The following is a 24579-nucleotide window of genomic DNA, read 5'->3' on the forward strand; positions in this document are numbered from 1 at the left end:
TTATAATTACTTTAATTTTAAGATAACCAATTAAATCCCTTTTCGTAAAATGCAATAACTGTATCGTTAACGCTTAATTTATATCCGGAGATGAAAAAGCTTTACCTTCCTTTATTTTTAATGGCAGTGCTTTGTTTTAGTTCATGTGTAGATATTGAAGAGCATTACGATTTTAAAAGCGACGGAACCTGTAAAGTTGCCTACGCCTTTGATATGAGTAGGGCAGTATCGGTATTGGTTAATTTGATGTCTGATTCGGTTAAGGAAACGCCTCAATTTAGTTTGGTTAAGGACACTACGCTTAACTTTTATAGTGCTATACCCGACAGTGCGCAGCAGAAACTAAAAACTGAAGAAGTTGAAATGGCCAAAAGCAGTGAGCTAACGGTGAATATGAACCTTAAAAAGAGTGTTATGAAAGTAACACTTAATCATACCGCCAAAAATGCAGCAGATCTGCAATATTATTTACAAAATGTATCAAAGATTGCACTTAATACCCAGATAAGCGCTATTACTACCACCGATAAAACGAATAAGCCATTTGATGCACGGCAAATGGTAGGAGGGCAGGACTACTACTCGTATGATATAACTCCTCATAAATTTTACCGCATCATTGATAAAGCTAAGTTTAACGCTTTTTTAAAGAAAACCCAGGCTACTTTTATGATGGCAAAGGCGATGCTGATCGATATGCCTTATAAGGTGATCCTGAGGTTTGCTCACCCGGTAAAGAAGATCAATAATTCAAAGGCAATGCTCTCGGCCGACAGGAGGGAAGTCACGCTTGTTACCAGCATGGACGAGGTAATTAAGAATCCAAATGTGATGAATCTGAAAATTGATTTTTAAAATTGGTTGGCTCAATAAGATTCAGAAATGTTGGCGTAAATATTAGATTTTGAAACTTGCAGTGCATAACTTGTACTCATGAAATCTGACCTTGACCAAATTATCGAATATTTTGAAGGTGAAAAAATTGCTCTTACATCTTCAATCAATAATTATCTTTTAGAAAAAGATTACCTGTATGCTCACTATCAACAAGAGGAGTTATGGCGAATTGACAGGCAATTATCTCATTTGCATTATTTAAAGGATCCATTATATTTAAAAAAGCAAGAACTTGAAAGATTGAGGGACATGTTTAACAAATTTCCTGAGGATGACCGTGTAAGGTTCAGCTTCGGACGTAGAATAACTGAAAAGGAAGGTGAGATGAAAATAAGTGAGTCGAAAAGGTATTATTTTAATGATACTCAAGTACTTGACGATGCTTTATTTAATTTATACGAAGGGAAGTTTAAGAAATTCAAGCTCTGTCTAAATAAGCCAAGCGATCTATATATGTATTTTGAATTGAGTGCTGGAAACATGCTAAATATTTTCATGAGTTCGCAAGAGATAATGGAAATGTATGGATATGATAAAGAGAATTATGATGACGAAGACAACGAACGGGAGCTTTTTATCTTAAAAAAGATTGGGATTTGAAAAAGTGGGCGAGTCAGAGTGGATCGTTTATTTTTTTGATATGAATGATTTTAAGGATGCTACGGCAGTGAAAATATTATTATCGCGTATCGCATATGAGGTTTTTGGTTTATTACAAGGAAGCGAGTATCTCCAAGCTTCGCTCGAATATATTTCATAAGCTGGTCAAATGAAGTGGCATAAAATTGAACTAAGTTCGGATATCAGCAACCCATTTATAAAAAAGGCTAAGGCAGGCAGCAAGAATATTTGCCTCGTAAATTTTGAAAGTAAGCTTTATGCAGTATCGGCTAAATGTCCTCATGCCGGAGCTGATTTAAGCGAAGGCCTGTGCGTGAGGAAGCTGATAGTTTGTCCATATCATCGCCATACTTATAATCTTGAAACAGGAAAAGGTGGCGAAGGGCAAAATGATTTTATTGAAACTTATCCTGTGGAAGTAAGGGACGATGGTGTGTACGTAGGTGTAAACACGCTTTGGGACAAGCTGAAGTCTGGGTTTAAGTAAATGGTTGATTAAGTGAATAATTAATTCTATAAACTAAAACTATTCACCTAATCAACCCAATAAACTACTTACTATTTATAAACCTCTTTATTAGCCGAAGCTAATGTGTTTTTAAGCAAACCGACAATGGTCATCAAGCCTACGCCGCCCGGTACAGGGGTAATCCATGATGATTTTGGTGCTACGTTTTCAAAATCAACATCGCCGTAAAGTTTAAAGCCCGATTTTGTTGTAGTTGAGGTTTCGCGGTTCATACCCACATCAACAACTACTACACCATCTTTAACCATATCGGCCGTAATGAAATTCTTTTTACCGATAGCTACGATCAGTATGTCTGCATCGAGGGTGAATTTTTTGATATCGGGTGTACGGCTGTGGCAAATGGTTACCGTACAGTTGCCCGGCGTAGTGTTGCGTGCCATGAGGATACTCATTGGCGAACCCACGATATTGCTGCGGCCAACAACCACGCAATGTTTACCGGCAGTTTCAATACCGTATTCTTTAAGCATTAAAGTAATGCCGTAAGGCGTTGCCGGTATAAACGATGGTAAATTGCGCTGCATACGGCCCAGGTTAACCGGGTGAAAACCATCAACATCTTTACGGTGGTCGATACGCTCGGTTACTTTTTCAGGATCGATATGTTTTGGTAGCGGAAGTTGTACGATAATGCCGTCGATATCAGAATCAGCATTAAGCTCTTCAACTTTTTTCAGCAACTCTTCTTCAGTAACATCGTCTTCATAACGCACCAGCGATGATTTGAAGCCAACTTTTTCGCAGTTCTTCATTTTGCTGGCTACATAAGTTTCACTGCCACCATCGTGACCAACCAATACTGCCACCAGGTGAGGCTTCCGGCCGGTTTTTTCTAATATTTTAGCTGCTTCTTCAGCTATTTCAACCTTAAGTTTTTCTGAAACGTATTTTCCGTCTAAAAGCTGCATTATTAAATGTGTTTAACCAAGTGATCAGGCAACGGAGGCAAACTTAAATTTACCGGCTCTGATTTTACTCGTATTCTTATAAAAGGCCTGTTATCCAGGGATAGTTTTAATGTGTGATTTTGATTGATCTTGTTAATGATACTTTCAATAGTTTCTGTTTTATTGTTCAAGAGCATTTCAAATATAATTTTATTTGAATCTGCGTCTTTATTGAAAGCATCAATGTAATATTTCGGTTCGTTGGAATCGTACACAATCCATTTGCCATAAACAAAGTCTCCTAAATGAATATGTTTAACAAATCCGGTTGCTGTAAGATATGTAACTAACCTGTACAGAATATATTAATTTATTCACTCTCGCTCCCCTTCAAAGGAATTAAGAGATTAATCCAACTTTAAAACTGCCATAAATGCCGACTGCGGTATCTCTACGTTACCTACCTGACGCATGCGTTTTTTACCTTGTTTCTGTTTTTCCAACAGTTTACGCTTACGGGAAATATCACCACCATAACATTTGGCGGTTACGTCTTTACGTAAGGCCTTCACTGTTTCGCGGGCTATGATCTTAGCGCCGATAGAAGCCTGGATAATGATCTCAAACTGCTGGCGGGGTAAAAGTTCCTTTAATTTTTCGCAGATCTTTTTACCAAAATCATATGAATTACCGCGGAAGATCAGGGATGAAAGTGCGTCAACAGGTTCGCTGTTTAAGCGGATATCGAGTTTAACCAAATCTGACTGACGATAACCTATCTGGTGATAATCGAACGAAGCATAACCTTTTGAAATGGTTTTCAGCTTGTCATAAAAATCAAATACGATCTCGCCCATAGGCATCTCGAAGATCAGCTCAACACGCTCCGATGTAAGATATGATTGATTAGTGATGGTGCCGCGTTTCTGAATACAAAGCGACATTACCGGGCCAACAAATTCCGATTTGGTGATGATAGTAGCCTTGATGTAAGGCTCTTCCACAAAATCAATTTTTGATGGATCCGGCAGATCTGAAGGGTTATTTACAGTGAACGAGTCGCCTTTTGTAGTATGGGCCAGGTATGACACGTTGGGAACGGTAGTGATCACCGTCATGTTAAACTCACGCTCCAAACGCTCCTGGATGATTTCCATATGCAGCATGCCCAGGAAACCGCAACGGAAACCAAAGCCTAAAGCCGCTGATGACTCCGGTTCAAAAACCAACGATGCATCATTGAGCTGTAATTTAGCCATTGACTCACGAAGTTCTTCATAATCTTCGGTATCAACAGGATAAATACCTGCGAATACCATTGGTTTTACCTCTTCAAAACCTTGTATACCTTCTTCGCAAGGGCGGTCAACATGGGTAATGGTGTCACCAACCTTAACCTCTTTTGCTTCTTTTATACCTGATATGATATAACCTACGTCGCCGGTTTTGATTACGTCTTTAGCTAACGGGCGCAATTTAAGCGTGCCAACCTCATCAGCAAGATATTGCTTCTCGGTGGCTACGAATTTTACTTTATCGCCTTTTCGGATCTCACCGTTTACAACTTTAAAATAAGCTATAATACCGCGGAACGAGTTAAAAACCGAATCAAAGATCAGGGCCTGCAGCGGAGCTTTAGGATCACCTACCGGAGCGGGCACACGCTCAACAATAGCGCGAAGAATATCATGAACACCCATGCCGGTTTTGCCCGATGCGGCAAGGATCTCCTCACGTTTGCAACCTATAAGATCGACTATCTGGTCTTTTACTTCCTCGGGCATAGCGCCGGGGAGGTCCATTTTATTCAGGATAGGGATGATTTCCAGGTCGTTCTCTAAAGCCAGGTACAGGTTTGAGATGGTTTGTGCCTGAATGCCCTGTGCTGCATCAACTATCAATAATGCACCTTCACAGGCAGCAATTGAACGTGATACTTCATATGAAAAATCCACGTGCCCGGGCGTATCGATCAGGTTGAGCACATATTTTTGTCCATCGAGCTCATAATCCATTTGTATGGCATGGCTTTTAATGGTGATACCGCGTTCGCGTTCTAAATCCATATCGTCAAGCAATTGTGCCTGCGATTCGCGCTGGGTAATAGTGTTGGTATATTCTAATAACCTATCGGCAAGTGTGCTCTTACCGTGGTCGATGTGTGCTATGATACAAAAATTACGAATGTGCTCCATTGAACCGCAAAAATAGCTTTTTAGGATGATAATTTGGTATTGAGTTTTTAATTGGCTTTTTATTTCTTTAACACTATAGTAACTCAAATAAACAAGCGGTTAAATTAAAGCAAAAATGAAAGAATACGCCATACCAGATAGTGTTTTCCTTTACCCTAACATAGCCGAGAAATAAAGCGAATGGGATTAACCAGAACAAGGAAACGAAGTTGAGGTGAATAATACCAAACAAGAAAGCTGAAATGAAAACAGCCTGCCCGGTATCGGCAATATTTAACAACGATTGCAGCAGATATCCCCGAAAGCCAAGTTCTTCAAACAAAGCCGGAGTTATCGCAGTGAAAAATATAATCAAATAGGCAGCGCCAGGCATGCCGGCAAAAATGGAGTAATAGTAATAGTCTCGCGAGAAGATGATAATATTGATCCAACTTGAAATGTAATGGATCAGCAGGTTGCTGGCCATTGCAATCGATCCATAAGCAGCTAACTTTTGCCATGAAAATGAAGGCCAGCGGAGCTGTTTTTTATAATCATTCCAGTTATAGGTAAAAAACAATACCGCGGTTCCTGCACCGATAATTTCAACTACCAGGAACCAGCCAACTGTTTTAAAGTAGTCAACAAACGACGACAATGCACATACCACGATGTAAACCCCGTAAAACAAAGCAGCTTGCTTAAGCAATTGCCAGTTATGGGCGGTCTCATCGATTGCCGGATCCTCTTGCCGGTAGCCGCAGTTGCTGCAAAACTTTACGTTGACGGCGTTTGATGCACCACATTGTATGCAATGTACTGCTTCTGTTGCTTGGTGTTGTTCGGACAGCAAAAGACTAAGCTATATGTTTTTCTTTCCTGATTTTTTCTATTTCCATTGCCGATTTAATGCCTTTGATCATATAGCCAATAATCACTATTTTTATGATGATACCCCTGGCAATAGATATAGGATCAACTATGGCGTTTAACAACTGGACAATCACATACAGCGACAAGCCTGATATGAGACAGGCTAAGGGTTTCTTTTTGCTGTAAGCGCCCAAAACCAAGAACATAGCCGCCATTATTAAATCGGTTATGACTACAGCTACTACATCTTCTTCATCTTTATGCATGAAAAAATAAACCAGGCCGCTCAAAATAAAAACTCCTGCCAGGTAATATAATGTTGTACCCGCCTGTTTAAGCGTTTTATTATAGGTAAACATGTCTATTTCTTCAACCTGCCGTTCTGAAATAAATATGTTTTGTTCGGCTTCAGTCCCCTTTAGCGGATAGCCACATTGGGTGCAAAAGGTGTCTTCGGGCTTTGCTTGCGTGTTGCAGTGTGCGCAGTTTTCTGTTAATTGAACAGCTGCAGGAATTTGATTCTCCATTTAATTTTGTGATAAGGACTTAAAAATATTACACGAATATAATTATTGCAATTTAATTGTGTGCTAAAACAAATAATTTAGCCTGGTAAGATTTGATGATTTTATTATCGCCTATGTTTAAAAACTTCATCCCCGATATTTTATTAAGTTATATTCAAAGTAAACTCAATATCAAAATCATTAATGTTAATGCAGTGAGCGGTGGTGATATAAACGATGTCTACCATTTGCAATGCGACGATCACAGTTATTTATTGAAAGTAAATGACAGGTATAAATTCCCCAATATGTTTGTAAAAGAGCAGCAGGGGTTGAAGGCAATTCGCCAAACTAATGCAATTGCAGTTCCTGAGTTTGTTTTGCAGGGAGAGTTAGGTAATGATAGTTACCTTGTTTTAGAGTGGATAAATGTTGGTTCTGCTAATGCGCCTGCTTCTTCTAAGTTGGGAATGCAGCTTGCTCAAATGCATAAAAAAACCAATACCAGATTTGGTTTTTATGTTGACAATTATATGGGTTCGCTAATTCAAACTAATAATTGGTATGCTACGTGGAGCGATTTTTTTATTGAACAGCGGTTGCAGCCGATGGTTGAAATGGCGGTAGACAAAAAGGAACTCTCCCGGACCGATATTCACCAGTTTGATCAGCTTTATAAAAAGCTCCCAGGTTTATTTACAGAAGAACCACCCGCATTGCTGCACGGAGACCTTTGGGGAGGTAATTACTTGATTGATACCAGTGGCAAATCTTACCTGATCGATCCGGCGGTTAGTTATGGCAATCGTGAGTTTGATATTGCGATGACCACGCTTTTCGGTGGTTTTGACCGCGCTTTTTATGAGGCTTATAACCAGGAATTTCCGTTACTGCCTGGCTGGCAACAGCGTCTTAAACTTTGGAACCTTTATCCGCTGTTGGTTCACGTAAACCTGTTTGGCGGTATGTACGCCAACGAGGTAAGGGATAATCTTTCGACATTTATTTAGTTTGTGCCCTGTACAAAGACTGGTGTTTCGGTTACTTTAACAATAAGTTTCCCATTAACTGTTTTTAGGGTTGTTTTAACAACATTACCGGCACCTGTTTTTAGTGTATAAACATTTGCTTTAGCTGTACCAAGATTAAGTGTATATGTACCTGTACGTGCCTGATAATCAGGGATGGTTAATATGTACATGCTTTGTGATCCCGATAGATATTTATCAACCAGTGGATCGGCATTAATGGTACTTGTGTAGGTGTAGTTACCCATTAATTTTGATGTTTGCAATATAAAATCGGCAGCAGGTCTGCGTTTGCCATTTTCGGCTAAACCAGATGTAGCATATTGAACAGCAACATTAGGAGCATCGTCAAAAAGCTGGTAATAAAATACACGTTGTATACCATGCCTGATGTAAAGAAGCGAAGTTCTTAAAATCCAATCTGCCTGGGTGTTTTTCGATGTCTTTTGCCCTACATCTAAAGCTCTCTGATAGCTTCCCTTGTTTATATCGTAGCCAGACTCGGTTACCCAAACAGGGATTGGTTTAACAAAAGAATTTGCATACTGAACAAACGAATCAGCAATTTGCCCCGCCATCGACAATTCCGGCGGCAGGCCAAACGTGGCAGGCTGATGTGTTAAAATATTACCGTTATTGTTGTAATAGTGGTAGTTAATAATATCAAAACACAGATTGATACTGCCGTTGGCTCTGTAACCACGGTTGATGCGGCACCACTCTACCATTTTCTTTACAAAATTTATGTCGGCTGTAGCTAATCCACCCATTACCACTTTCATATTAGGATCAGCATTTTTTACACCGGCATTTTTTCCTAACTTCCCCTTGTTGCCATCATAAAAGGCCGACATGTTAGCTGCATACTCTTCAGCGGTTTGTTGTGTTGCTGATCCTTTCCACCATTTATCGCGCTCATTATCACACTCTACGTAAGTTATAAGGCCCATGCCCACTTTTACCTGGTTAGGCGAGTCATCTGCCCATCGCATGCTGGTGTCAACTTTTATCAATGCCCTGTTAATATTAGTATTATAACCATACCTGGCGGCAAATTGAAAGGCCATGTGCGCCTGGTCAATATAGCTTGCCGGATCAGCCTTACTTAAGCCATAAATAAGCGGCGCATTTTCAAGATCCCGCATATTGTTAGGATAAGTATTAACCAACCAGGGCGGACAATTTTTTATATCTGCTAAAACCAATATACCTTCCTGCTTGCAACGGCTATAAATGAGATCATAGTTCCAGTTGTCTTTATGAGTGGGGTTGAAGGTATAGCTGCCTTTAGTGCTTTCCATCCGGGCCCAGCCTAAATAATGCCTTACTGCACTGAATGACTTGATAAGGTTCATGTTGGTTTCGTAAATGGCTCCTTTTTGCTCCGGATTGGCGGGATCCTGCAAAAAATTCCATTCATACGCGTTTATGCCAAACATGTTTTTAAGCGGAATATTTGAACTCGTAGCTGAAATTGTGTGAATAGATCTGGTAGTTGTAATGCTTTCTGAGCTTTTTTGCAGCCGGCAGCGATTAAATGAAGAAGTAAATAACGATAACACTAACAGCATCTTATGGTTAATTAACAGCTTCATTCTCTGACTGGTTTTTAGCGGGTAAACTACAATTAAATCCGGGCCGATAAAAAGACTTCTTCAATAAATTCCATCGTTTACAAACAACAAACGGCCAACTTTTTGTGAAGGCTTTCCAATAAAGTTTAACTTATTATAAACAGGGATAATTTAGGTTTTAACGAATGGGTTACCGCGCAGGTTACGATTTATTGTTATTGTAGAGGTGAAATGCTGTTCGGTTCGTTTAGGACGGGACTGTGCAAATAAAAAGCCCGGAACACGCCGGGCTTTAAATATAAGTTTTAAGGTTTATTTCACTCTTACATAAGTTTCAATGATCTCATGATCAACCTTGAGGCTGTCTATCTTCTCAATTCCTTTTTGAGTCAAGGTGTCATTTTTCATAGTGAGCTTAAATTTGAAATCCCTGTTTTCCCAATCGCGGGCATCGCAATAAGCCAGGTGCTCGGTATAATCATCGCCGGATAGGGTATAAGTGCCCGCGCCCGACGAATAAACCGGTTTGGCTGTTTTGCCGTGTACCAGGTCATGCGTGAAGAAGGCGAAGTTAGTGGCGTTAAACATCTTAAACATTTCCTGGTCTTTAGGAGGGGTGGTTACTGTAGTATCGCCCTTCATAATACTTTTGCTCGATATCAGGTGCCAGGTCCCGTCAAGCTTACCGGCCGGTTCGGTTGTTTCTGTAGTTGCCTTTGGCTGGTTACCGCATGAGCATAGGGCGAGCAGTAAAAAAGATGCTAAGTAATAGGTTTTCATGGTGTTAATAAAGGTTATTGAGATACAATAATAACATAAAAAAAGCACCGGCTATCATATTTGCCGATGCTTTTTAAAATAATTTCAAAAGTTTATGTTATTCGCCGCGCTTAAGGCCAAATTTTTCAATTTTACTGTATAGGTGACTGCGTTGAATATCGATATCATCAGCAGTTTTTGACACATTCCAGTTGTTTTTCTCCAGCTTGAATTTGATGTATTCACGCTCGGCGAAGTCCTTATATTCCTGGAAGTTATTGAACTGATCAAAATCTGTTTGCGGGGCAGGAGCGGCTGTGCTGCCAGTGCCGACTGCTGCCGGTGCAGATGGGTTTGCAAACGCTCTAACATCGTTATCTGTAATAACTTTATCACTTAGGATGATCAAGCGCTCAACCATGTTGCGGAGTTCACGGATATTACCGGTCCATGGCAGGGCTTTAAGGGCCTCAAGTGCAGCATCAGAGATCTTTTTAACCGGCATGCCATATTCATTGCAAATCTCATCCAAAAAGCTTTGAGTTAACAGCGGGATGTCGTCTTTGCGTTCAATAAGCGGTGGTACGTGGATTAGTATTACACTTAGGCGGTGATACAAGTCCATACGGAAATTACGCGGCTTCAATTTCTTTTAGCAGGTCCTTGTTGGTTGCCGCTACTACACGTACATCAACGTCAATTTCCTTTTCGCCGCCTACGCGCGTAATCTTATTTTCCTGTAAGGCACGCAAAACTTTAGCCTGGGCCGACTGGCTCATATCACCTATCTCATCCAAAAATAACGTTCCTCCATTTGCCGATTCAAACTTGCCAATACGTTGTTTGATGGCGGATGTAAATGAGCCTTTCTCGTGGCCAAATAGCTCACTCTCAATTAATTCTGAAGGGATTGCAGCACAGTTTACCTCGATAATGGATGCAGCCGAGCGATTTGATTTTTCGTGGAGCCAGCGTGCAACCAATTCCTTGCCACTTCCATTGGCGCCTGTAACCAATACACGGGCATCGGTTGGTGCCACCCGGTCAATAGTTTCTTTTATTTTGAGGATAGCCTGCGATTCGCCTAAAATGGGGCGTACTTTTGATACTTTACGTTTAAGTACCTTAGCTTCAACAACAAGGCTTCCCCTATCAAGCGCGTTACGAACGGTAATAAGCAGGCGGTTAAGGTCAGGTGGTTTTGAAATAAAGTCAAACGCGCCTTTTTTGCTGGCCTCAACAGCGGTTTCAACCGTGCCGTGGCCTGATATCATAATAAAAGGTAGATCGGGCTTAATGGCGAGTCCTTCGGTAAGTACCTCCATACCATCCATGCGGTTCATTTTAATGTCGCACAGTACCAGGTCATAGTCTTTTTTTTCAATTAACTGAAGGCCGTCAACCCCGTTATCTACATCTTCAACCTCGTAATCTTCATACTCTAAAATCTCGCGAAGCGTGTTACGAATAGACCGTTCATCATCAATTATTAAAATTTTAGCCATGTTTTGTAATTATGTACCGATATGTAATTGTTGTTTGCTAATATATGGGTTTGTATAGAAAAACAAACACTTTTAATGTGCTATAAAGGTTTAAGGCGGATAAATGTTTGCAGGGTTGTAAAAATTTATTAAAAATAAATTGGTGTAAATAAAGAAACCCCTCGCTTTACAGCAAGGGGTTATACAGCAGCAAACCTATAAGCCGGGTTCTGTTTTGCCTTGTTAAAGGGCAACTTCTATCATTTATCTGGCCCTGTTATCACTAACAGGTTTAAACAACCTACCCATCCTAACGATTAGCCCTTGGGCTAATACGGGAGCGAGCAACTCCGCTTTCAGGACCTATTTGGTTTTTCAACTCCTGAGGTTTACCGTCATATCCGGTCGCCCGGTTACGCCGTGAGCTCTTACCTCACGTTTTCACCCTTACCCACCTAAGCGGGCGGTATTTTCTCTGTGGCACTTTGCTGTCGCCGGCTGCCGGCGCCTTCCCGTTAGGAAGCAGGATGCTCTGTGTTGCCCGGACTTTCCTCCGCCAAACAAGCTGGCAGCGATAGAACGTTTTGCGGTTGTAAAGATAGGGAAATTAGTTTAGTTCATGGTTGATGGTTCATAGATCATAGCAAAAGCTTGTAGTTCATGGTTCATAGCTTAGGGTATTTATCATAAACTATGAACCATGACCTATCATCTATGAACAAAAACTATTGACAATTTTTCAAATCATCCTGAACCTGTTGCAATGTAACAGTTCTCATTTTATTACCAAAGGAATTGATAACGTAAGTAAGAACTTTAGCAATTTCAAGAGGGGCTATATCATCAGGCTGCATTTGGTCGTCAAAAGAGCGGCCTGCTACGGTTATTTTTCCCTTAAGGCCATTTTTGATAAAGCAGGCAAGTTTTCTCTTATTTTTTTTTAAATAAATTGAATCTGTTAATGGAGGAATAAGTGCCGATAAACCTTGTCCTTTATCGCCATGGCAATTTTGACAATGCTGCTGGTAAACAAGGCTCCCGCCCGAGTAATAGCGTTTAAACTCAATTTGATCATCGCTTTGGCATGATGCGCCAACTACAACTAACAAAATGGCTATAATGCCTATTACCTTTAATTTCATTTGGCGGCAATTTGGTCAGGTTCGGCTTTCAGGGTTTTGATATCGGCAATCAGTTTGGTTACTTCTGCCGGGTCTGTTCCTTCGTAAGTACCGCGAAGGCGTTTCTGTTTATCTATCAAAATAAAGAAGCCGTCATGGATATATTCGCCTTTGGGATTTTTTTCGGATACACTTTGCAGGTAGCTTTTGGCAATTTTATAAGTATCGCCTTTTTCACCATGCAGCAACCACCAGGTATTGCCCGCAATCCCTAATTTATCCGCATAGCGTTTTAATACAGGCACGGTATCATATTTGGGATCGATGGTATGCGAAATGATCCTGAAGTTATCATCATTCTTAAACTCCTTGTATACATTCAGCATATTTCGGTGCATCACCGGGCAAATAGAAGGGCAGGTGGTGAAAAAAAAGTCGGCTACATAAATTTTTCCATCCAGGTTTTTCTGAGTGATGGTATCAGCATACTGGTTTACAAACTTGAAGGGTGGGATAGTGGCGTACTCAGTATCTGTTACTGTTTTGCCATTAACCGTTTTAGTTACCGGAGTTTTATAACCCAATACGGGAAGGGCGGTTTTAGTATTTGATTTGCAGGCATTGAAAAGCATTAATATCACAATGCCTATCCACAATTTCCTCATTTTTTTGCCGGTATTTGGGTTATATATTTAGTTGAGCCGGTAACAGCTACATTTATTTGCGTATCTATTTTGCTGATGAGCTTCTTTTGAGCTTCAAGATAGTCCATAATTTCCTGGTGCGATTTGCCTTTATTTTCCGCATCAAATTTATGCATCCAGTCGCTCATGGCATTATCGGCATCATCCACCAGTTTTAAATACACTTTTGCTGTGTCTTTATTGATATTTGGGGCATTGTTTTTTACAAGGCTATCCAGCAGCATCTTATTTTTCATCAATTGCTCGTCATTGGCCATTACTTTATCATGTACGGCAATTACCTGGTTCAAAAGATCTTTTTCCTGTTTTTTAGTGTCGGTACAACCCAATAGCAGGGCAACGCCCGCGGCTGCGAATAGATGTTTTTTCATGGTTTTTGATGCGTGATAAAACTTGGCAAATATGCTAAATGTTTAGCTGTTTAACACTCTTAAATAATAACTATAGTCTGTAACAGGTAAAGTTTTTGTACCCGCAAACTTTAGCTGCTGCCCAATTTGGGCCCTGGTATGTGTACCATGGTTAAGTACCTGCGTAATAATATCACCAAGTTGGTTTTCAAAATAGTCGCCGGTAAAGCTATGATACGGAATTATCTTATTCAGATCTTCCTCATTAATTTCGTGTAAAAATGTGACCCATGCTTCATAACGCTCCGGTACCTGTTTTTTGCATTGCTCAATTGTAACATTTTCAGGCCATGTGTTAGGCAGAGAAGAAGGGATAAGTTTGCATCTTTCGAGCCATACCTGTTCGGCGGCCAGCAGATGGCCCATCAGTTTAAGCGTTACCTCCGGCGAACCGTTTGCTTCCATTGTCTGTATCAACTGCTGATTGGCAAACAGGTTATAACCAAACATTTTTATAAAGTGTGTTTTCATAGCGTTTGTAAATTAAATGGCTAATGTATTAAAGCAATTTTGTATATTTATGAAAATGCTGGTTAACAATTAAATAACATAGTTGTCACATTCAGCAAACATCTGCTTGCTACCTTTATTATTATAGTTAAATAACATAAGGGCATGAAATTCATTGTCAATATTTCGAAACTGCTGATCAATTTCCGTCAGTGGATGATGCTTAAAAGTATGCGTTCGTCGTTCATACATTAAGTTATCACTTATAATTCTTCATTTATAAATATAATTGCACTTTTGGGCTTTTGCAGCTCAAATTAATGGAACTTACTGACCGGGAAATACATTTAAGCAAAGATCTTTTTGGTGCCGACTTTGAATGGGGCGTTTCAACTGCTGCTTTTCAGGTAGAAGGATCTCATGATGCCGATGGAAAAGGACAATCTGTGTGGGATGTTTTTACCACAAAAAAAGGAAAGATCCTGAATGGCGACCATGCACAAACTGCTTGCGATTTTTACAATTTGTATGAGCGTGATATCGACCTCATAAAAGAACTTAATATCCCCAATTTTCGTTTTTCTATATCCTGGACCCGTATTTTGCCCGAAGGCACCGGGAAAATTAACCAGGCCGGCATTGATTATTATAACCGGGTAATTAACTACTGCCTTAAGCAAGGCGTTGAACCCTGGTTAACTGTTTATCACTGGGACCTTCCGCATGTGCTTGAAGTTAAAGGCGGCTGGACAAATCGTGAAGCAATAACCTGGTTTAGTGAGTTTATCACTATCTGTGCTCAAAACTTTGGCGATAGGGTAAAACATTGGATGGTAATGAACGAGCCTGTAGTTTTTACGGGAGCCGGCTATTTTTTTGGCATCCATGCGCCAGGGCGCAGTGGTATGAAAAACTTTGTGCCCGCCATACATCACGTAACCATGAGTATTGCCGAAGGTGGCAGGATCCTGCGAAAATTGCTGCCTTCAACGGCGCAAATAGGTACCACATTTTCGTGTTCGCAAATAGAGCCTTATACCGATAAACCCAGGGATATAGCTGCCGCCGTTCGTGCCGACGCGCTGATCAATCGGCTATATATTGAACCTTTGTTGGGCATGGGTTACCCAATAAAAGACCTGCCTGCGCTTAACGACCTGAAAAAGTATTTTTACCCCGGCGACGAGGATAAGCTGAGATTTGATTTTGATTTTATCGGCATACAGAATTACACCCGCGAAATTGTAAAATATTCTTTTTTTACGCCCTATATCAAAGCAAGTATGGTCAAAGCCGAAAAGAGGGGCGTTGATCTTACAGCTATGCGCTGGGAGGTTTACCCGCCTTCTATTTACCATATGATCAAAAAATATGATGCATATCCTAATGTTAAAAAGATTATCGTTACGGAAAATGGATCAGCTTTTCCCGACGAGGTTACTGATGGTGAAGTAAATGACCCCAAAAGATTAAAGTATTTAAAGGATTACATAGCACAGGTGTTAAAGGCAAAAAATGAAGGCTGTAAGGTTAATGGCTATTTTGTGTGGACCCTCACCGACAATTTTGAATGGGCCGAAGGTTATCATCCGCGTTTTGGGCTGATCCATGTTGATCATGCAACCCAGCAGCGCACGGTTAAAGCATCCGGCAGGTGGTATGCTGAATTTTTGAAATAAGCTGTTAGTTTTTAGGAAGCGTGAAATTAAAAGACGTGCCATTTTCGGTATCGCTCTCAAACCAGATTCGGCCGTTATGATCTTCAATAATTTGCTTACAGATGGAAAGACCAAGACCAAATGATTTTTCGCCCGCAGTTCCGGGGCGTTTGGCATCTGTAAACATGTTAAACACCTGGTTTTTTAGCTTTTCGGGAATCCCTATACCGTGATCTTTTACTGAAATCTGGATTTCGTTTTCCAAATCAATGGCCATAACTAAAATAGCCGATCCTTCCGGACTGAATTTAATAGCATTACTGATCAGATTGCTGATTACCCGCCATATTTTTTCACGGCTAATGTAAATTTCGAGTGGTGAATTTAACAGGAAAGTATTGATAATCTGCTGCTTTTCAGCGGCCTTAAAACGCATCAACTCAACACTATTGCTCAATAAGGAATTAACTTCAACCGCTTCTTTATGTAATATAGCCGAAGCGGATTCAGTGGCTTCCAGAATTTCATTGATTAGTTCAATGGAGTTAAATGAAGTTTCCCGGATAATATTTAGCAGCTCTTTTTGTTCGTCGCTGTAATTTTCCTCTGTCATTACGCTGGTAAGCGAGGCTATTCCGCCTATAGGGTTGCGCAGATCATGTGCAACAGTGCGTAAAATCCGGTCCTTTTCCTGGTTATTGAGTTTTAAATCACGGAGGGCGCTTTCAAGGTGGTGGTTTTGATGGTTTATCTGGTTATTAAGGCTTCCAAGTGTTTTAATGTTCTTTTTTGATTTTTGCCAGTTTAAAAATACCAGGGAAATGATAATAATGAGCATCAGGGCAAAAACAACAGTTACTCTCAGATAAATATGCTGCAATTCATTGTTTTTTTTAAGGTTATTAAACTCGTTATCTTTTTCAAGGCTTTTAACCTGTTCTGCAACGTCGGCTTCTTTTAGTTTTTTGTTTTCATTTACTATGATGTTCTTAAGCTCATCGTATTGCTTATAGTGCGTCATTGCCTGCTGATGATTATTCTGCTTCTCGAAATAATTTGACATCAATAAGTGCCAGTTTTGTTTGGTTTCCCGACTTTGAACACTATCAAACTGGAGGCTGATAATATTGAGGAGGTTTAATAAAGAGTCATTTAAGTTTTGCCGATCGTATATAGATGCAAGTTTTAATTCGGAGTGTTGAGCGTCATTATTATCGTTTCCTTTGCGCAGATTGATAGCTATACTTTTTCTAAGCAGGCTTTTAGCCTTGTTATAATCTTTTTGCCTGATACTTATATCAGCCATATTGCCATATACAACGCCCTTGGATACTTCCCCCATTTGGGGCCTGTCTTTAAACCTTGCTGTGTTATCATTAATGTAATCAAGGGCCTTGTTGTAAAAATACATGGCACTATCATTCATCAACATTTTACTGTAGCTTAAACCTATATTATTCAATAATTCCTGTCTGCGATAAAAATAATTGAAGTTCCCTTCGCATGACCTGGTTTCATCAAAGCTTTCCTTAAAATATTCTGCGGCCCGACTGTAATGTTCCTGCTTATATAGTATCATGCCCATGCGATAGCTATAATCACCCATGGTACATTCATCAAGGTTATTATTGGCAATTACTTTCCCTTCGTAAAAATAACCGTAAGCTTCGTTGTAACGATGTTCGTCAAATAACACGTCTCCTTTGGCAAGATGAGCCTGTCCATATTCACTGGTAAATTTTAGCTTCTTCTCCGGCGTATCGAAAACATTGAGCATACTGTCGGCGTACAGCAAAGCCATTTTTCGATCGGCCTTTATATGCGAAGCATAATTGTAGATAAAATAATAGTAATTATAAACTTGTTTGAAGCTAAGGTTGCTTGAATGACGGAAAGCTGAATCAAGATAATTTACTGCTGCTTTATGATGCCCATTATCATACATTATAGTTGCAGTGTCAACGGCTTTATTATATGCTGAAGACGAAAGAAAGCCCTTTGACTGTTGCCCGCATGAAGTGGTTATCAGCAAAAAGCAAACAAAAAGCAAACAACCCTGTATATTACCGGTTAGCCATATTTGCCTGAAGCTTTTGTATATAAACATCAATATTAAATTATGCGAGGTTTAGAGTTAGTTGTAAAACAAGGGTAATCTATAAAAAAAATAAAAATGACCAGGCCGTTTTACCAATTTTTTTATCTATTTATCATCCGTTCAAAGTAAATTGGTTTGGAATAACTGATATATTAAGATGCCTGGGCCGGAAGATAGACATAAAAACTTGAACCATTATTTGATTCACTTTTTAGCCAGATCCTGCCGCTATGTTTTTCAACTATTTGACGGCAGATGGAAAGCCCGAGGCCAAATGATTTTTCGCCGTCGGTGCCAGGCCGTTTAGCTTCGGTAAACATATTAAACACCTGTTGCTGTAATTTATCAGGGATACCTATACCGTAATCTTTAACACATATTTCAACGCCTTGATGTTTTTGGTTTACAATTACATAAATAACGGCACCTTTGGGACTAAACTTTATGGCATTACTGATAAGGTTGCTGATAACCCGCCATATTTTTTCCCTGTTTATCAATATTTCAGTAGGTGTATCCAATAAGCTAAGCATGATATCCTGGTCTTTTTCGGCTGCCTTAAACCGCAGCAGATCAACACTTTTATTAATGAGGCTGTTAATTTCAACCCATTCTTTATTAAAAGTCATATTGGCAGTATTTGTCGCCTCTAAAATTTCATTAATGAGTTCGAGGGAATTATAGGAAGTTTCTTTTATAAGGTTGATCAGGTCTGTTTGTTCTTCATCACGTGCATCATCAACCATTGAGGCCGATAACGATGCTATTCCTCCGAGCGGATTGCGGAGGTCATGTGCTACAGCCCGTAGAATTCGGTCTTTTTCCCGGCTCCCCCGGTTTACTTCTTCAAGTGTGTTTTCTAATTCCGTTTTTTGCAGCTTAATTTGGTCATTTAGTGTTTTTATAGCTACGATATCTCTTTTTGACCTTTTAAGGTTACGAAAAACAAGGAAGATAATGATCACTGCCATCACTGAAAAAAGCACAGCAAGGTAAATGTATATCAATTGCAGCTTATTGTGGCTTTTAAGGTCTTCTATCTGATTTTCTTTATCAAAATTGGCCTGTTGTTGATTAATATCCGTCCGTTTTAACGATGAAGTCCTTTTTGTTGCCGAATCTTTTAATGATGAATAGTTTTTTAAATACAACAAGCTATTCTGGTAATCTTTTTTTTGCAGGTAATAAGTACTCATTAACCCATTCCAGTTGGTTTCAGCGTCATCATTTTTGATAGCATCGAGCTGGGCGCGGAGTCTTTTCAGCAGTTCAAAAAGGTCGTTTGGTTTATTGGTTATTAAATATAGCCGGGCAAGTTTTATTTCGGTTAATTCGGCATCGCGGTTGTCATAACCTTGTTTTAAATTAATGGCGATACTTTTTTTCAGTAATTCGTGTGCCTGGTTATAATTATGGGTTAATAAAGCCAGATCGCCCTGGTTGCCGTATACCACACCTCTTGCAACTTCAAGCAGGTTTGCTCTTTCGGCAAACCTCGAACTATTTTCATTGATATAAACAAGCGCTTTATTTAAATAAAAGCTTGAGCTGTCAATATCGCCGCTGTTTTTATAGCTCTCGCCAATATTATCCAAAAGCTCCTGCCGCTGATAAAAGGCACGAAAATCATCAGCATAGGCATAGCTTTGCCTGTGGCTGATCTTGAAATAATTGGCCGCTTCTCTAAAATGCCCCTGTTTAAACATGATCATCCCCATCCGGTAGGTGTATTCGGCCAGGATGGCATCGTCAATGGCGTCTTTGCCGATAGAGTAACCCTTGTAAAAATACCTGTAAGCCTGATCATACCTTACCAGGGCTGAATAGGCGTCCCCGGTAGCGAAATCAGCTTCGGCAGTTAATTTAATATGCTGATCCGGGGTAACACTTTCGGTAGCCACAGCCCGCATCGTATCTGCATAAAGCATGGCTTTTTTAGGGTCATGCAGCCCTTTTAAATTGTAAAGAAAATGGAAGGCATAAAAACGGAACCTGTCGCTTACAAACGGGTTTTTTATAGTACGGTAAGCTGAATCAAGGTACCGAATGCCCTTATGTGGTTGAGACCTTTCGCCATTATACAGGTTTACCGTATCAAATAGTGTTTTAAACTGCCTGGAGTAACCACCCGTATCATTGATGCTATTTTGGCAGGAATTAAATACCAATAAAAAAGCCAGGGCCAGCCAAATTAAATGGTTGACCAGCAGTTTGTTTAAACTAACTGGGCTATCAGGGGTTGACAACATTAAGTGGTTACACAACAAATATAACGCTCATAATTATAATGAGCAATATTTATGCGCATGAATAACACCGGCGCTGCTAAAAGTCAAGGTATATTGATTATCCATTACTTAAAAGCATCGAGTCCGGTAACATCCATACCGGTAATAAGGAGGTGGATATCATGCGTACCTTCATAAGTTATTACCGATTCAAGGTTCATCATGTGCCGCATAATAGGATACTCGCCGGTAATGCCCATACCGCCGAGCATTTGCCGGGCTTCACGGGCTATAGTAATGGCCGTTTCAACGCTGTTTCGCTTAGCCATTGATATTTGGGCAGGAGTAGCCCTGTTTTCGTTTTTAAGTACCCCAAGGCGCCAAACTAACAATTGTCCTTTGGTAATTTCAGTTATCATTTCGGCCAGTTTTTTTTGCTGAAGCTGAAACCCGGCTATCGGCCGGCCAAACTGCTCACGTTCTTTAGTGTAACGGAGGGCTGTGTCGTAACAATCCATCGCGGCGCCTAATGCACCCCAGGCAATGCCATAACGTGCCTGGTTTAAACAACCCAAGGGGCCTTTTATACCAGCTACGTTGGGCAGCAGGTTCTCTTTGGGGACTTTAACATGATCAAAAACAAGCTCACCTGTTGCCGATGCCCTTAACGACCATTTATTATGAGTTGTAGGTGTGGTGAAACCTTCCATGCCGCGCTCAACTATCAGCCCGCGAATTTTACCAGCTTCATCCTTAGCCCAAACAACTGCAATATCAGCAAAAGGCGAATTGGAGATCCACATTTTAGCGCCATTAAGGATATAATGGTCGCCAGCATCTTTAATGTTGGTGGTCATACCGCCAGGGTTCGAGCCATGATCGGGTTCTGTAAGGCCAAAGCATCCCATTAATTCGCCGCTTGCCAGCTTAGGCAGATATTTTTTGCGCTGTTCTTCACTGCCGTAGGCATAAATAGGATACATCACCAGCGAACCCTGAACCGATGCTGTTGAACGGATGCCCGAATCGCCCCGCTCTAATTCCTGCATGATAATGCCGTAAGCAGTATAATCTAAGCCCGCTCCGCCATATTCTACCGGTATGGTAGGCCCAAAAGCGCCTATTTCGGCAAGGCCCTTTAACAGCAGTGAAGGGAATTCAGCTTTTTGAGCGTACTCTTCAATAATAGGGCTCAATTCCTTCTTTACCCAATCACGAACTGATGAGCGGATCAACTTATGCTCATCGGTTAGTAACTCATCTAATAAATAATAATCGGGGGCTTCGTACAGATCTGTTTTGGCCATAATATTATAGTTGGTGGGCAAATATAAAGCATTTATCGCCGGTAAAAGCAAGTCAAAAAGGCCGTTTTTTGATGTGTGAAGCCACTTTATGGTAAAAAGCAGGTTTAAACGGTTTAAAGCATGTTTTTGATTGCAAAATATTTTTTGAGGTGCTGGAAATCAGCTGAAATAAAAATATTTTGAAAAGTCTTTCTATAGAGAATGAGATTTAGAGAGGGCTTTTTTTTATTTTTGGCCATGATCAATATAGCCTTGCAGGGCGCGGAGTTTTTCGCGTACCATGGATTTTATCCCGAAGAACAAAAAATAGGTTGCCGTTTTTTAGTTGATGTGAATGTTGGTTTTGTGCCTCCAGGCGATTTGCTGGAAGATAATCTAAGTAAAACTGTTGATTATGAACGTGTGTATATTATAACATGCGAAGAGATGAAACATCCACGTAAATTGATTGAAACCGTTGGACAGGCAATTATCGATCGTATAAAAAAGAAATACCCGTTTGTTGAAAGTATTGAGGTTACCATTAAAAAACTTACTCCGCCCTTAAGCGGTAAGGTAGCGCATTCGGCTGTTATTATAAATTACAAGAAATCCTGATCATGGAATTCAATAAGATATCGGCTCAACTATTAGAGGCCATAACCACAATTGTTGGCACCGGTAATGTTTTAACCGGCCATGAAAGCCTCGAAAAGTACAGCCATGACGAAACCGAAGACCTTGTTTATTATCCGGAAGTAGTAGCCCGCCCGCAAAGTCCCGAAGAGGTTGCTGCATTGTTGAAAATCTGTAACGAAAACCTGATTCCGGTAACACCGCGTGGAGCAGGTACTGGTTTAAGCGGTGGCGCCCTGCCGGTTAATGGCGGTTTGCTGATAGCCATGGAACGTTTTAATAAAATCCTTGAAATTGATGAACAAAACCTGCAGGCCACTGTCGAGCCCGGCGTTATAACCGAAGAGTTCATGAACGCAGTGGCTGCAAAAGGCTTGTTATACCCTGTTGACCCGGCCAGTAAAGGCAGTTGCTTTATTGGAGGCAACGTATCCCATGGTTCAGGCGGGCCGCGCGTTGTTAAATATGGTACCATCAGGGAGTATGTGTTGAACTTACAGGTTGTTTTAACATCGGGCGAGATCATATGGACGGGTGCAAACACCCTTAAATATGCATCGGGTTATAATTTAACCCAATTGATGATTGGTTCGGAGGGCACTCTTGGCATTGTTACCAAAATTGTGGTAAAGCTTATTCCTGCTCCAACTTTAGATGCTTTGATGCTGGCCTCATTCCCAACCAATGAAATGGCTTGCGCAGCTGTTTCGGCTATATTCAGGGCAGGGATCATCCCGTCTGCACTGGAATTTATGGAACGAAGAGGAGTGGAGTGGGTTAAGGAGCATGATGATATTGCTTTTGATTTGCAGGATGGTATTGAAGCGTTTTTATTGATTGAAGTAGATGGTACCAACCAGGACGTGATTTTTACCGATTGTGAAAAAATAAATGCAGTGCTTGAAGAGTTTGACTGCCGCGACGTGTTGTTTGCCGATTCGACTGCTCAAAAAGAAGAACTCTGGCGTTTAAGGCGTACCATGGCCGTATCGGTGAAATCAAACTCGGTTTATAAAGAGGAAGATACCGTTGTGCCGCGTGCCGCACTGCCACAATTAATTAAAGGAATAAAAGAAACGGGTGCTAAATACGGCTTTGAATCAGTTTGTTATGGCCATGCAGGCGATGGGAACCTACATGTAAATATCATTAAAGCTAACATGAGCGATGAAGATTGGAATAATAAGCTCAAATCCGGTATCCAGGAGATATTTGAATTAACCGTATTGCTTGGCGGCACCTTGTCGGGTGAGCACGGAATTGGCCTGGTGCAAAAAGAGTTTATGCCGATAAAATATTCGGAAATGCATTTTGCGTTGTGGAAAGGAATAAAGCACGTGTTTGATCCAAAAGGAATTTTGAACCCGGGAAAGATATTTTAGATTTCAGATGTGTAAATATGCAGATTTCAAATGTGCATATGCTTGAATTAGATATGTAAGCGTAGATAAGCTACATATGCATATTTGTACATTTGAAATCTTGTACAATACACGTTTCATCTGCACACTTGAAATTTGCACATCAATACATCAATTCGTATTCAGAATTAACCTCGGTTCGTCATAATTGATCATCCTGTGCCTTTCAGGTGATGGGATAGAAACAGATTTATTGGCCGAGTAATCGTAGCTGATACAAACCGTTTTGCCTGTTGTTACAATTTCTTCGCCATTGGGGGTTATTTTTACCAATACATGCATCATATCAAAACTGCTGTTGCCTATGCGGATGGTACGTACATAGCAGGCAATATTATCCTGAACAGTAATAGGCTTAAGATAGTTGATCTCTGACCGGCCCAGGATAATGCCGGCATTGCTCCAGTCCCAGTTGATAATTTCCTTCCAATAACCAATCCGGGCTATTTCAAAATAAGTAAGATATACTGCGTTGTTTACGTGTCCAAATGAATCGATATCCGAAAAGCGGATAGGGATAAGGGTTTTATATTTATAATCTGTAAGTTTTTCAGCCATTTTCGGTCATTTTGTCCGCCTAAAATATTTAATAGTGACTTTTTGTCGTTTGATATGGGCGGTTTTACTGTTGGTACAGCAGTTGATCAATAGGTTACGAAGTTAACAAAAAACAAAACTTTAGGAGGATATAAAAATGACATTAGTAAAATTTAACAACGGCCTTAAAAACACTTCAGCTAACCCATTTTTTAGTGATGTATTTGATTCACTGATCAATGATTCATTTTTAAGTGATAAACTGATTGCCCGTGTGCCTGCAGTTAACATCGCAGAAACCGAAAATGAGTTTCATGTTGAACTGGCTATACCTGGCTTAAAGAAAGAAGATTTTAAAATCAATCTCGACAAAAATGTATTAAGTGTAGCTGCAGAAAAGAAAGCCGAAAATGTTGAAGAAGGTAAAAAATTCAGCAAACGTGAATATAGCTACAATTCATTTGTAAGGTCATTCACATTACCTGAAAGTGCTGATCAATCAAAAATTGAAGCAGATTATACCGATGGTATTTTGAAACTTACTGTAGCAAAAAGAGAAGAAGCTAAATTTCAAACAAGAGAAATAGCTGTAAAATAATTAAAGACTGTTTTCATAAAGTAGTTAGTTTGGTTTGAAGGCCGCCCTGTTATGGGGCGGTTTTTTTTTGCAAAATAACCAAGCTGTAGCTGTAAGA

The 24579-nt window shown here is 40.2% G+C and carries 22 protein-coding genes, 1 other RNA gene and 1 pseudogene; 8 read left to right on the plus strand and 16 right to left on the minus strand.

Annotation, left to right across the window (positions count from 1 at the left end; genetic code table 11):
• Positions 1 to 90: 90 nt before the first annotated feature.
• The 3 genes from ABID99_RS10025 (at position 91) to ABID99_RS10035 (ending at position 2005) form a co-directional block, all read left to right on the plus strand.
• Entirely contained in the window at positions 91 to 855 is a 765-nt protein-coding gene (locus ABID99_RS10025) for a hypothetical protein (protein ID WP_090525990.1), read from the plus strand.
• A gap of 78 nt (positions 856 to 933) precedes the next feature.
• Entirely contained in the window at positions 934 to 1497 is a 564-nt protein-coding gene (locus tag ABID99_RS10030) for a hypothetical protein (protein WP_373613607.1), read from the plus strand.
• Positions 1498 to 1666: 169 nt separating this feature from the next.
• The gene (locus ABID99_RS10035) at positions 1667 to 2005 is read left to right on the plus strand and encodes a Rieske 2Fe-2S domain-containing protein (protein WP_188832337.1); all 339 of its coding nucleotides are present in this window, start codon (positions 1667 to 1669) and stop codon (positions 2003 to 2005) included.
• A 71-nt stretch (positions 2006 to 2076) separates the two neighbouring features.
• Here ABID99_RS10035 and ABID99_RS10040 read toward each other — a convergent pair whose 3' ends face one another.
• From ABID99_RS10040 to ABID99_RS10055, 4 genes are all read right to left on the minus strand, one after another.
• The gene (locus ABID99_RS10040; protein WP_373613609.1) at positions 2077 to 2958 is read right to left on the minus strand and encodes a tetrahydrofolate dehydrogenase/cyclohydrolase catalytic domain-containing protein; all 882 of its coding nucleotides are present in this window, start codon (positions 2956 to 2958) and stop codon (positions 2077 to 2079) included.
• A gap of 386 nt (positions 2959 to 3344) precedes the next feature.
• Positions 3345 to 5132, minus strand: coding sequence for a translation elongation factor 4 (gene lepA, locus ABID99_RS10045; protein WP_090526250.1), 1788 nt, complete (start codon positions 5130 to 5132; stop codon positions 3345 to 3347).
• A 73-nt stretch (positions 5133 to 5205) separates the two neighbouring features.
• Complete coding sequence (locus ABID99_RS10050) at positions 5206 to 5964, minus strand: CPBP family intramembrane glutamic endopeptidase (RefSeq protein ID WP_188832335.1); 759 nt, start codon at positions 5962 to 5964, stop codon at positions 5206 to 5208.
• A 4-nt stretch (positions 5965 to 5968) separates the two neighbouring features.
• Complete coding sequence (locus tag ABID99_RS10055; RefSeq protein WP_090525984.1) at positions 5969 to 6511, minus strand: zinc ribbon domain-containing protein; 543 nt, start codon at positions 6509 to 6511, stop codon at positions 5969 to 5971.
• Positions 6512 to 6624: 113 nt separating this feature from the next.
• Between ABID99_RS10055 and ABID99_RS10060 the strand changes: the two genes are divergently transcribed.
• Entirely contained in the window at positions 6625 to 7500 is an 876-nt protein-coding gene (locus tag ABID99_RS10060; RefSeq protein ID WP_373613610.1) for a fructosamine kinase family protein, read from the plus strand.
• On the opposite strand, the gene ABID99_RS10065 is transcribed toward ABID99_RS10060, so the two are convergent.
• The 8 genes and pseudogenes from ABID99_RS10065 to ABID99_RS10100 all read right to left on the minus strand — a co-directional run bounded on the left by ABID99_RS10065 (position 7497) and on the right by ABID99_RS10100 (position 14041).
• Positions 7497 to 8957: a hypothetical protein gene (locus ABID99_RS10065; RefSeq protein ID WP_188832333.1), complete on the minus strand. Its 1461-nt coding sequence runs from the start codon at positions 8955 to 8957 to the stop codon at positions 7497 to 7499. The genes ABID99_RS10060 and ABID99_RS10065 overlap by 4 nt on opposite strands.
• Before the next feature lie 447 nt (positions 8958 to 9404).
• Positions 9405 to 9872 carry a hypothetical protein gene (locus ABID99_RS10070; RefSeq protein ID WP_354483347.1) on the minus strand — a complete coding sequence of 156 codons (468 nt, stop codon included), beginning with the start codon at positions 9870 to 9872 and terminating at the stop codon, positions 9405 to 9407.
• 97 nt (positions 9873 to 9969) lie between these two features.
• Positions 9970 to 11356, minus strand: a pseudogene (locus tag ABID99_RS10075) (sigma-54-dependent transcriptional regulator).
• Between the two features lie 182 nt (positions 11357 to 11538).
• Positions 11539 to 11926, minus strand: an RNA gene (gene rnpB, locus ABID99_RS10080) — RNase P RNA component class A.
• A gap of 134 nt (positions 11927 to 12060) precedes the next feature.
• A complete protein-coding gene (locus ABID99_RS10085; protein WP_373613611.1) occupies positions 12061 to 12477 on the minus strand; it encodes a cytochrome c in 417 nt (138 codons plus the stop codon).
• Complete coding sequence (locus ABID99_RS10090; protein ID WP_373613612.1) at positions 12474 to 13121, minus strand: SCO family protein; 648 nt, start codon at positions 13119 to 13121, stop codon at positions 12474 to 12476. The genes ABID99_RS10085 and ABID99_RS10090 overlap by 4 nt, the downstream gene beginning before the upstream one ends.
• On the minus strand, positions 13118 to 13531 hold the full coding sequence (locus tag ABID99_RS10095) for a hypothetical protein (protein ID WP_090525977.1): 414 nt from the start codon (positions 13529 to 13531) through the stop codon (positions 13118 to 13120). Before ABID99_RS10095 ends, ABID99_RS10090 begins: the two co-directional genes overlap by 4 nt.
• A 42-nt stretch (positions 13532 to 13573) precedes the next feature.
• A complete protein-coding gene (locus ABID99_RS10100) occupies positions 13574 to 14041 on the minus strand; it encodes a DinB family protein (RefSeq protein WP_373613613.1) in 468 nt (155 codons plus the stop codon).
• A 299-nt stretch (positions 14042 to 14340) separates the two neighbouring features.
• Between ABID99_RS10100 and ABID99_RS10105 the strand changes: the two genes are divergently transcribed.
• Positions 14341 to 15699: a GH1 family beta-glucosidase gene (locus tag ABID99_RS10105; protein ID WP_373613614.1), complete on the plus strand. Its 1359-nt coding sequence runs from the start codon at positions 14341 to 14343 to the stop codon at positions 15697 to 15699.
• A 4-nt stretch (positions 15700 to 15703) separates the two neighbouring features.
• Here the strand turns inward: ABID99_RS10105 and ABID99_RS10110 are convergent, their stop codons facing one another.
• The 3 genes from ABID99_RS10110 to ABID99_RS10120 all read right to left on the minus strand — a co-directional run bounded on the left by ABID99_RS10110 (position 15704) and on the right by ABID99_RS10120 (position 21311).
• Positions 15704 to 17785 (minus strand): ATP-binding protein, encoded by a 2082-nt coding sequence (locus tag ABID99_RS10110; RefSeq protein ID WP_373613615.1) that lies wholly within the window; start codon positions 17783 to 17785, stop codon positions 15704 to 15706.
• A 143-nt stretch (positions 17786 to 17928) separates the two neighbouring features.
• A complete protein-coding gene (locus ABID99_RS10115) occupies positions 17929 to 20025 on the minus strand; it encodes an ATP-binding protein (protein WP_373613616.1) in 2097 nt (698 codons plus the stop codon).
• Between the two features lie 104 nt (positions 20026 to 20129).
• Complete coding sequence (locus ABID99_RS10120) at positions 20130 to 21311, minus strand: acyl-CoA dehydrogenase family protein (protein WP_373613617.1); 1182 nt, start codon at positions 21309 to 21311, stop codon at positions 20130 to 20132.
• A 201-nt stretch (positions 21312 to 21512) separates the two neighbouring features.
• Here ABID99_RS10120 and folB point away from each other — a divergent pair, with 201 nt between their 5' ends.
• Positions 21513 to 21908 carry a dihydroneopterin aldolase gene (gene folB, locus ABID99_RS10125; RefSeq protein ID WP_255485356.1) on the plus strand — a complete coding sequence of 132 codons (396 nt, stop codon included), beginning with the start codon at positions 21513 to 21515 and terminating at the stop codon, positions 21906 to 21908.
• Between the two features lie 2 nt (positions 21909 to 21910).
• Positions 21911 to 23308 (plus strand): FAD-binding oxidoreductase, encoded by a 1398-nt coding sequence (locus ABID99_RS10130; RefSeq protein ID WP_176627003.1) that lies wholly within the window; start codon positions 21911 to 21913, stop codon positions 23306 to 23308.
• Positions 23309 to 23458: 150 nt separating this feature from the next.
• Here ABID99_RS10130 and ABID99_RS10135 read toward each other — a convergent pair whose 3' ends face one another.
• Positions 23459 to 23905, minus strand: coding sequence for an acyl-CoA thioesterase (locus ABID99_RS10135; RefSeq protein WP_373613618.1), 447 nt, complete (start codon positions 23903 to 23905; stop codon positions 23459 to 23461).
• Positions 23906 to 24041: 136 nt separating this feature from the next.
• On the opposite strand from ABID99_RS10135, the gene ABID99_RS10140 reads away from it, so the two are divergent.
• Positions 24042 to 24482 (plus strand): Hsp20/alpha crystallin family protein, encoded by a 441-nt coding sequence (locus tag ABID99_RS10140; protein ID WP_373613619.1) that lies wholly within the window; start codon positions 24042 to 24044, stop codon positions 24480 to 24482.
• Positions 24483 to 24579: the final 97 nt, after the last annotated feature.

Source organism: Mucilaginibacter sp. OAE612, from assembly GCF_041806395.1.
Lineage (GTDB): Bacteria > Bacteroidota > Bacteroidia > Sphingobacteriales > Sphingobacteriaceae > Mucilaginibacter > Mucilaginibacter rubeus.

Excerpts from the sequence above, each read along its gene's own strand:
- ABID99_RS10130 (WP_176627003.1), top strand. The coding sequence starts at position 21,911 with ATGGAATTCAATAAGATATCGGCTCAACTATTAGAGGCCATAACCACA.
- ABID99_RS10135 (WP_373613618.1), bottom strand. The coding sequence starts at position 23,905 with ATGGCTGAAAAACTTACAGATTATAAATATAAAACCCTTATCCCTATC.
- ABID99_RS10110 (WP_373613615.1), bottom strand. The coding sequence starts at position 17,785 with ATGTTTATATACAAAAGCTTCAGGCAAATATGGCTAACCGGTAATATA.
- ABID99_RS10115 (WP_373613616.1), bottom strand. The coding sequence starts at position 20,025 with ATGTTGTCAACCCCTGATAGCCCAGTTAGTTTAAACAAACTGCTGGTC.
- ABID99_RS10025 (WP_090525990.1), top strand. The coding sequence starts at position 91 with ATGAAAAAGCTTTACCTTCCTTTATTTTTAATGGCAGTGCTTTGTTTT.
- lepA (WP_090526250.1), bottom strand. The coding sequence starts at position 5,132 with ATGGAGCACATTCGTAATTTTTGTATCATAGCACACATCGACCACGGT.
- ABID99_RS10085 (WP_373613611.1), bottom strand. The coding sequence starts at position 12,477 with ATGAAATTAAAGGTAATAGGCATTATAGCCATTTTGTTAGTTGTAGTT.
- ABID99_RS10095 (WP_090525977.1), bottom strand. The coding sequence starts at position 13,531 with ATGAAAAAACATCTATTCGCAGCCGCGGGCGTTGCCCTGCTATTGGGT.
- folB (WP_255485356.1), top strand. The coding sequence starts at position 21,513 with ATGAGATTTAGAGAGGGCTTTTTTTTATTTTTGGCCATGATCAATATA.
- ABID99_RS10065 (WP_188832333.1), bottom strand. The coding sequence starts at position 8,957 with ATGTTTGGCATAAACGCGTATGAATGGAATTTTTTGCAGGATCCCGCC.
- ABID99_RS10055 (WP_090525984.1), bottom strand. The coding sequence starts at position 6,511 with ATGGAGAATCAAATTCCTGCAGCTGTTCAATTAACAGAAAACTGCGCA.
- ABID99_RS10100 (WP_373613613.1), bottom strand. The coding sequence starts at position 14,041 with ATGAAAACACACTTTATAAAAATGTTTGGTTATAACCTGTTTGCCAAT.
- ABID99_RS10070 (WP_354483347.1), bottom strand. The coding sequence starts at position 9,872 with ATGAAAACCTATTACTTAGCATCTTTTTTACTGCTCGCCCTATGCTCA.
- ABID99_RS10040 (WP_373613609.1), bottom strand. The coding sequence starts at position 2,958 with ATGCAGCTTTTAGACGGAAAATACGTTTCAGAAAAACTTAAGGTTGAA.
- ABID99_RS10035 (WP_188832337.1), top strand. The coding sequence starts at position 1,667 with ATGAAGTGGCATAAAATTGAACTAAGTTCGGATATCAGCAACCCATTT.
- ABID99_RS10030 (WP_373613607.1), top strand. The coding sequence starts at position 934 with ATGAAATCTGACCTTGACCAAATTATCGAATATTTTGAAGGTGAAAAA.
- ABID99_RS10060 (WP_373613610.1), top strand. The coding sequence starts at position 6,625 with ATGTTTAAAAACTTCATCCCCGATATTTTATTAAGTTATATTCAAAGT.
- ABID99_RS10090 (WP_373613612.1), bottom strand. The coding sequence starts at position 13,121 with ATGAGGAAATTGTGGATAGGCATTGTGATATTAATGCTTTTCAATGCC.
- ABID99_RS10105 (WP_373613614.1), top strand. The coding sequence starts at position 14,341 with ATGGAACTTACTGACCGGGAAATACATTTAAGCAAAGATCTTTTTGGT.
- ABID99_RS10120 (WP_373613617.1), bottom strand. The coding sequence starts at position 21,311 with ATGGCCAAAACAGATCTGTACGAAGCCCCCGATTATTATTTATTAGAT.
- ABID99_RS10140 (WP_373613619.1), top strand. The coding sequence starts at position 24,042 with ATGACATTAGTAAAATTTAACAACGGCCTTAAAAACACTTCAGCTAAC.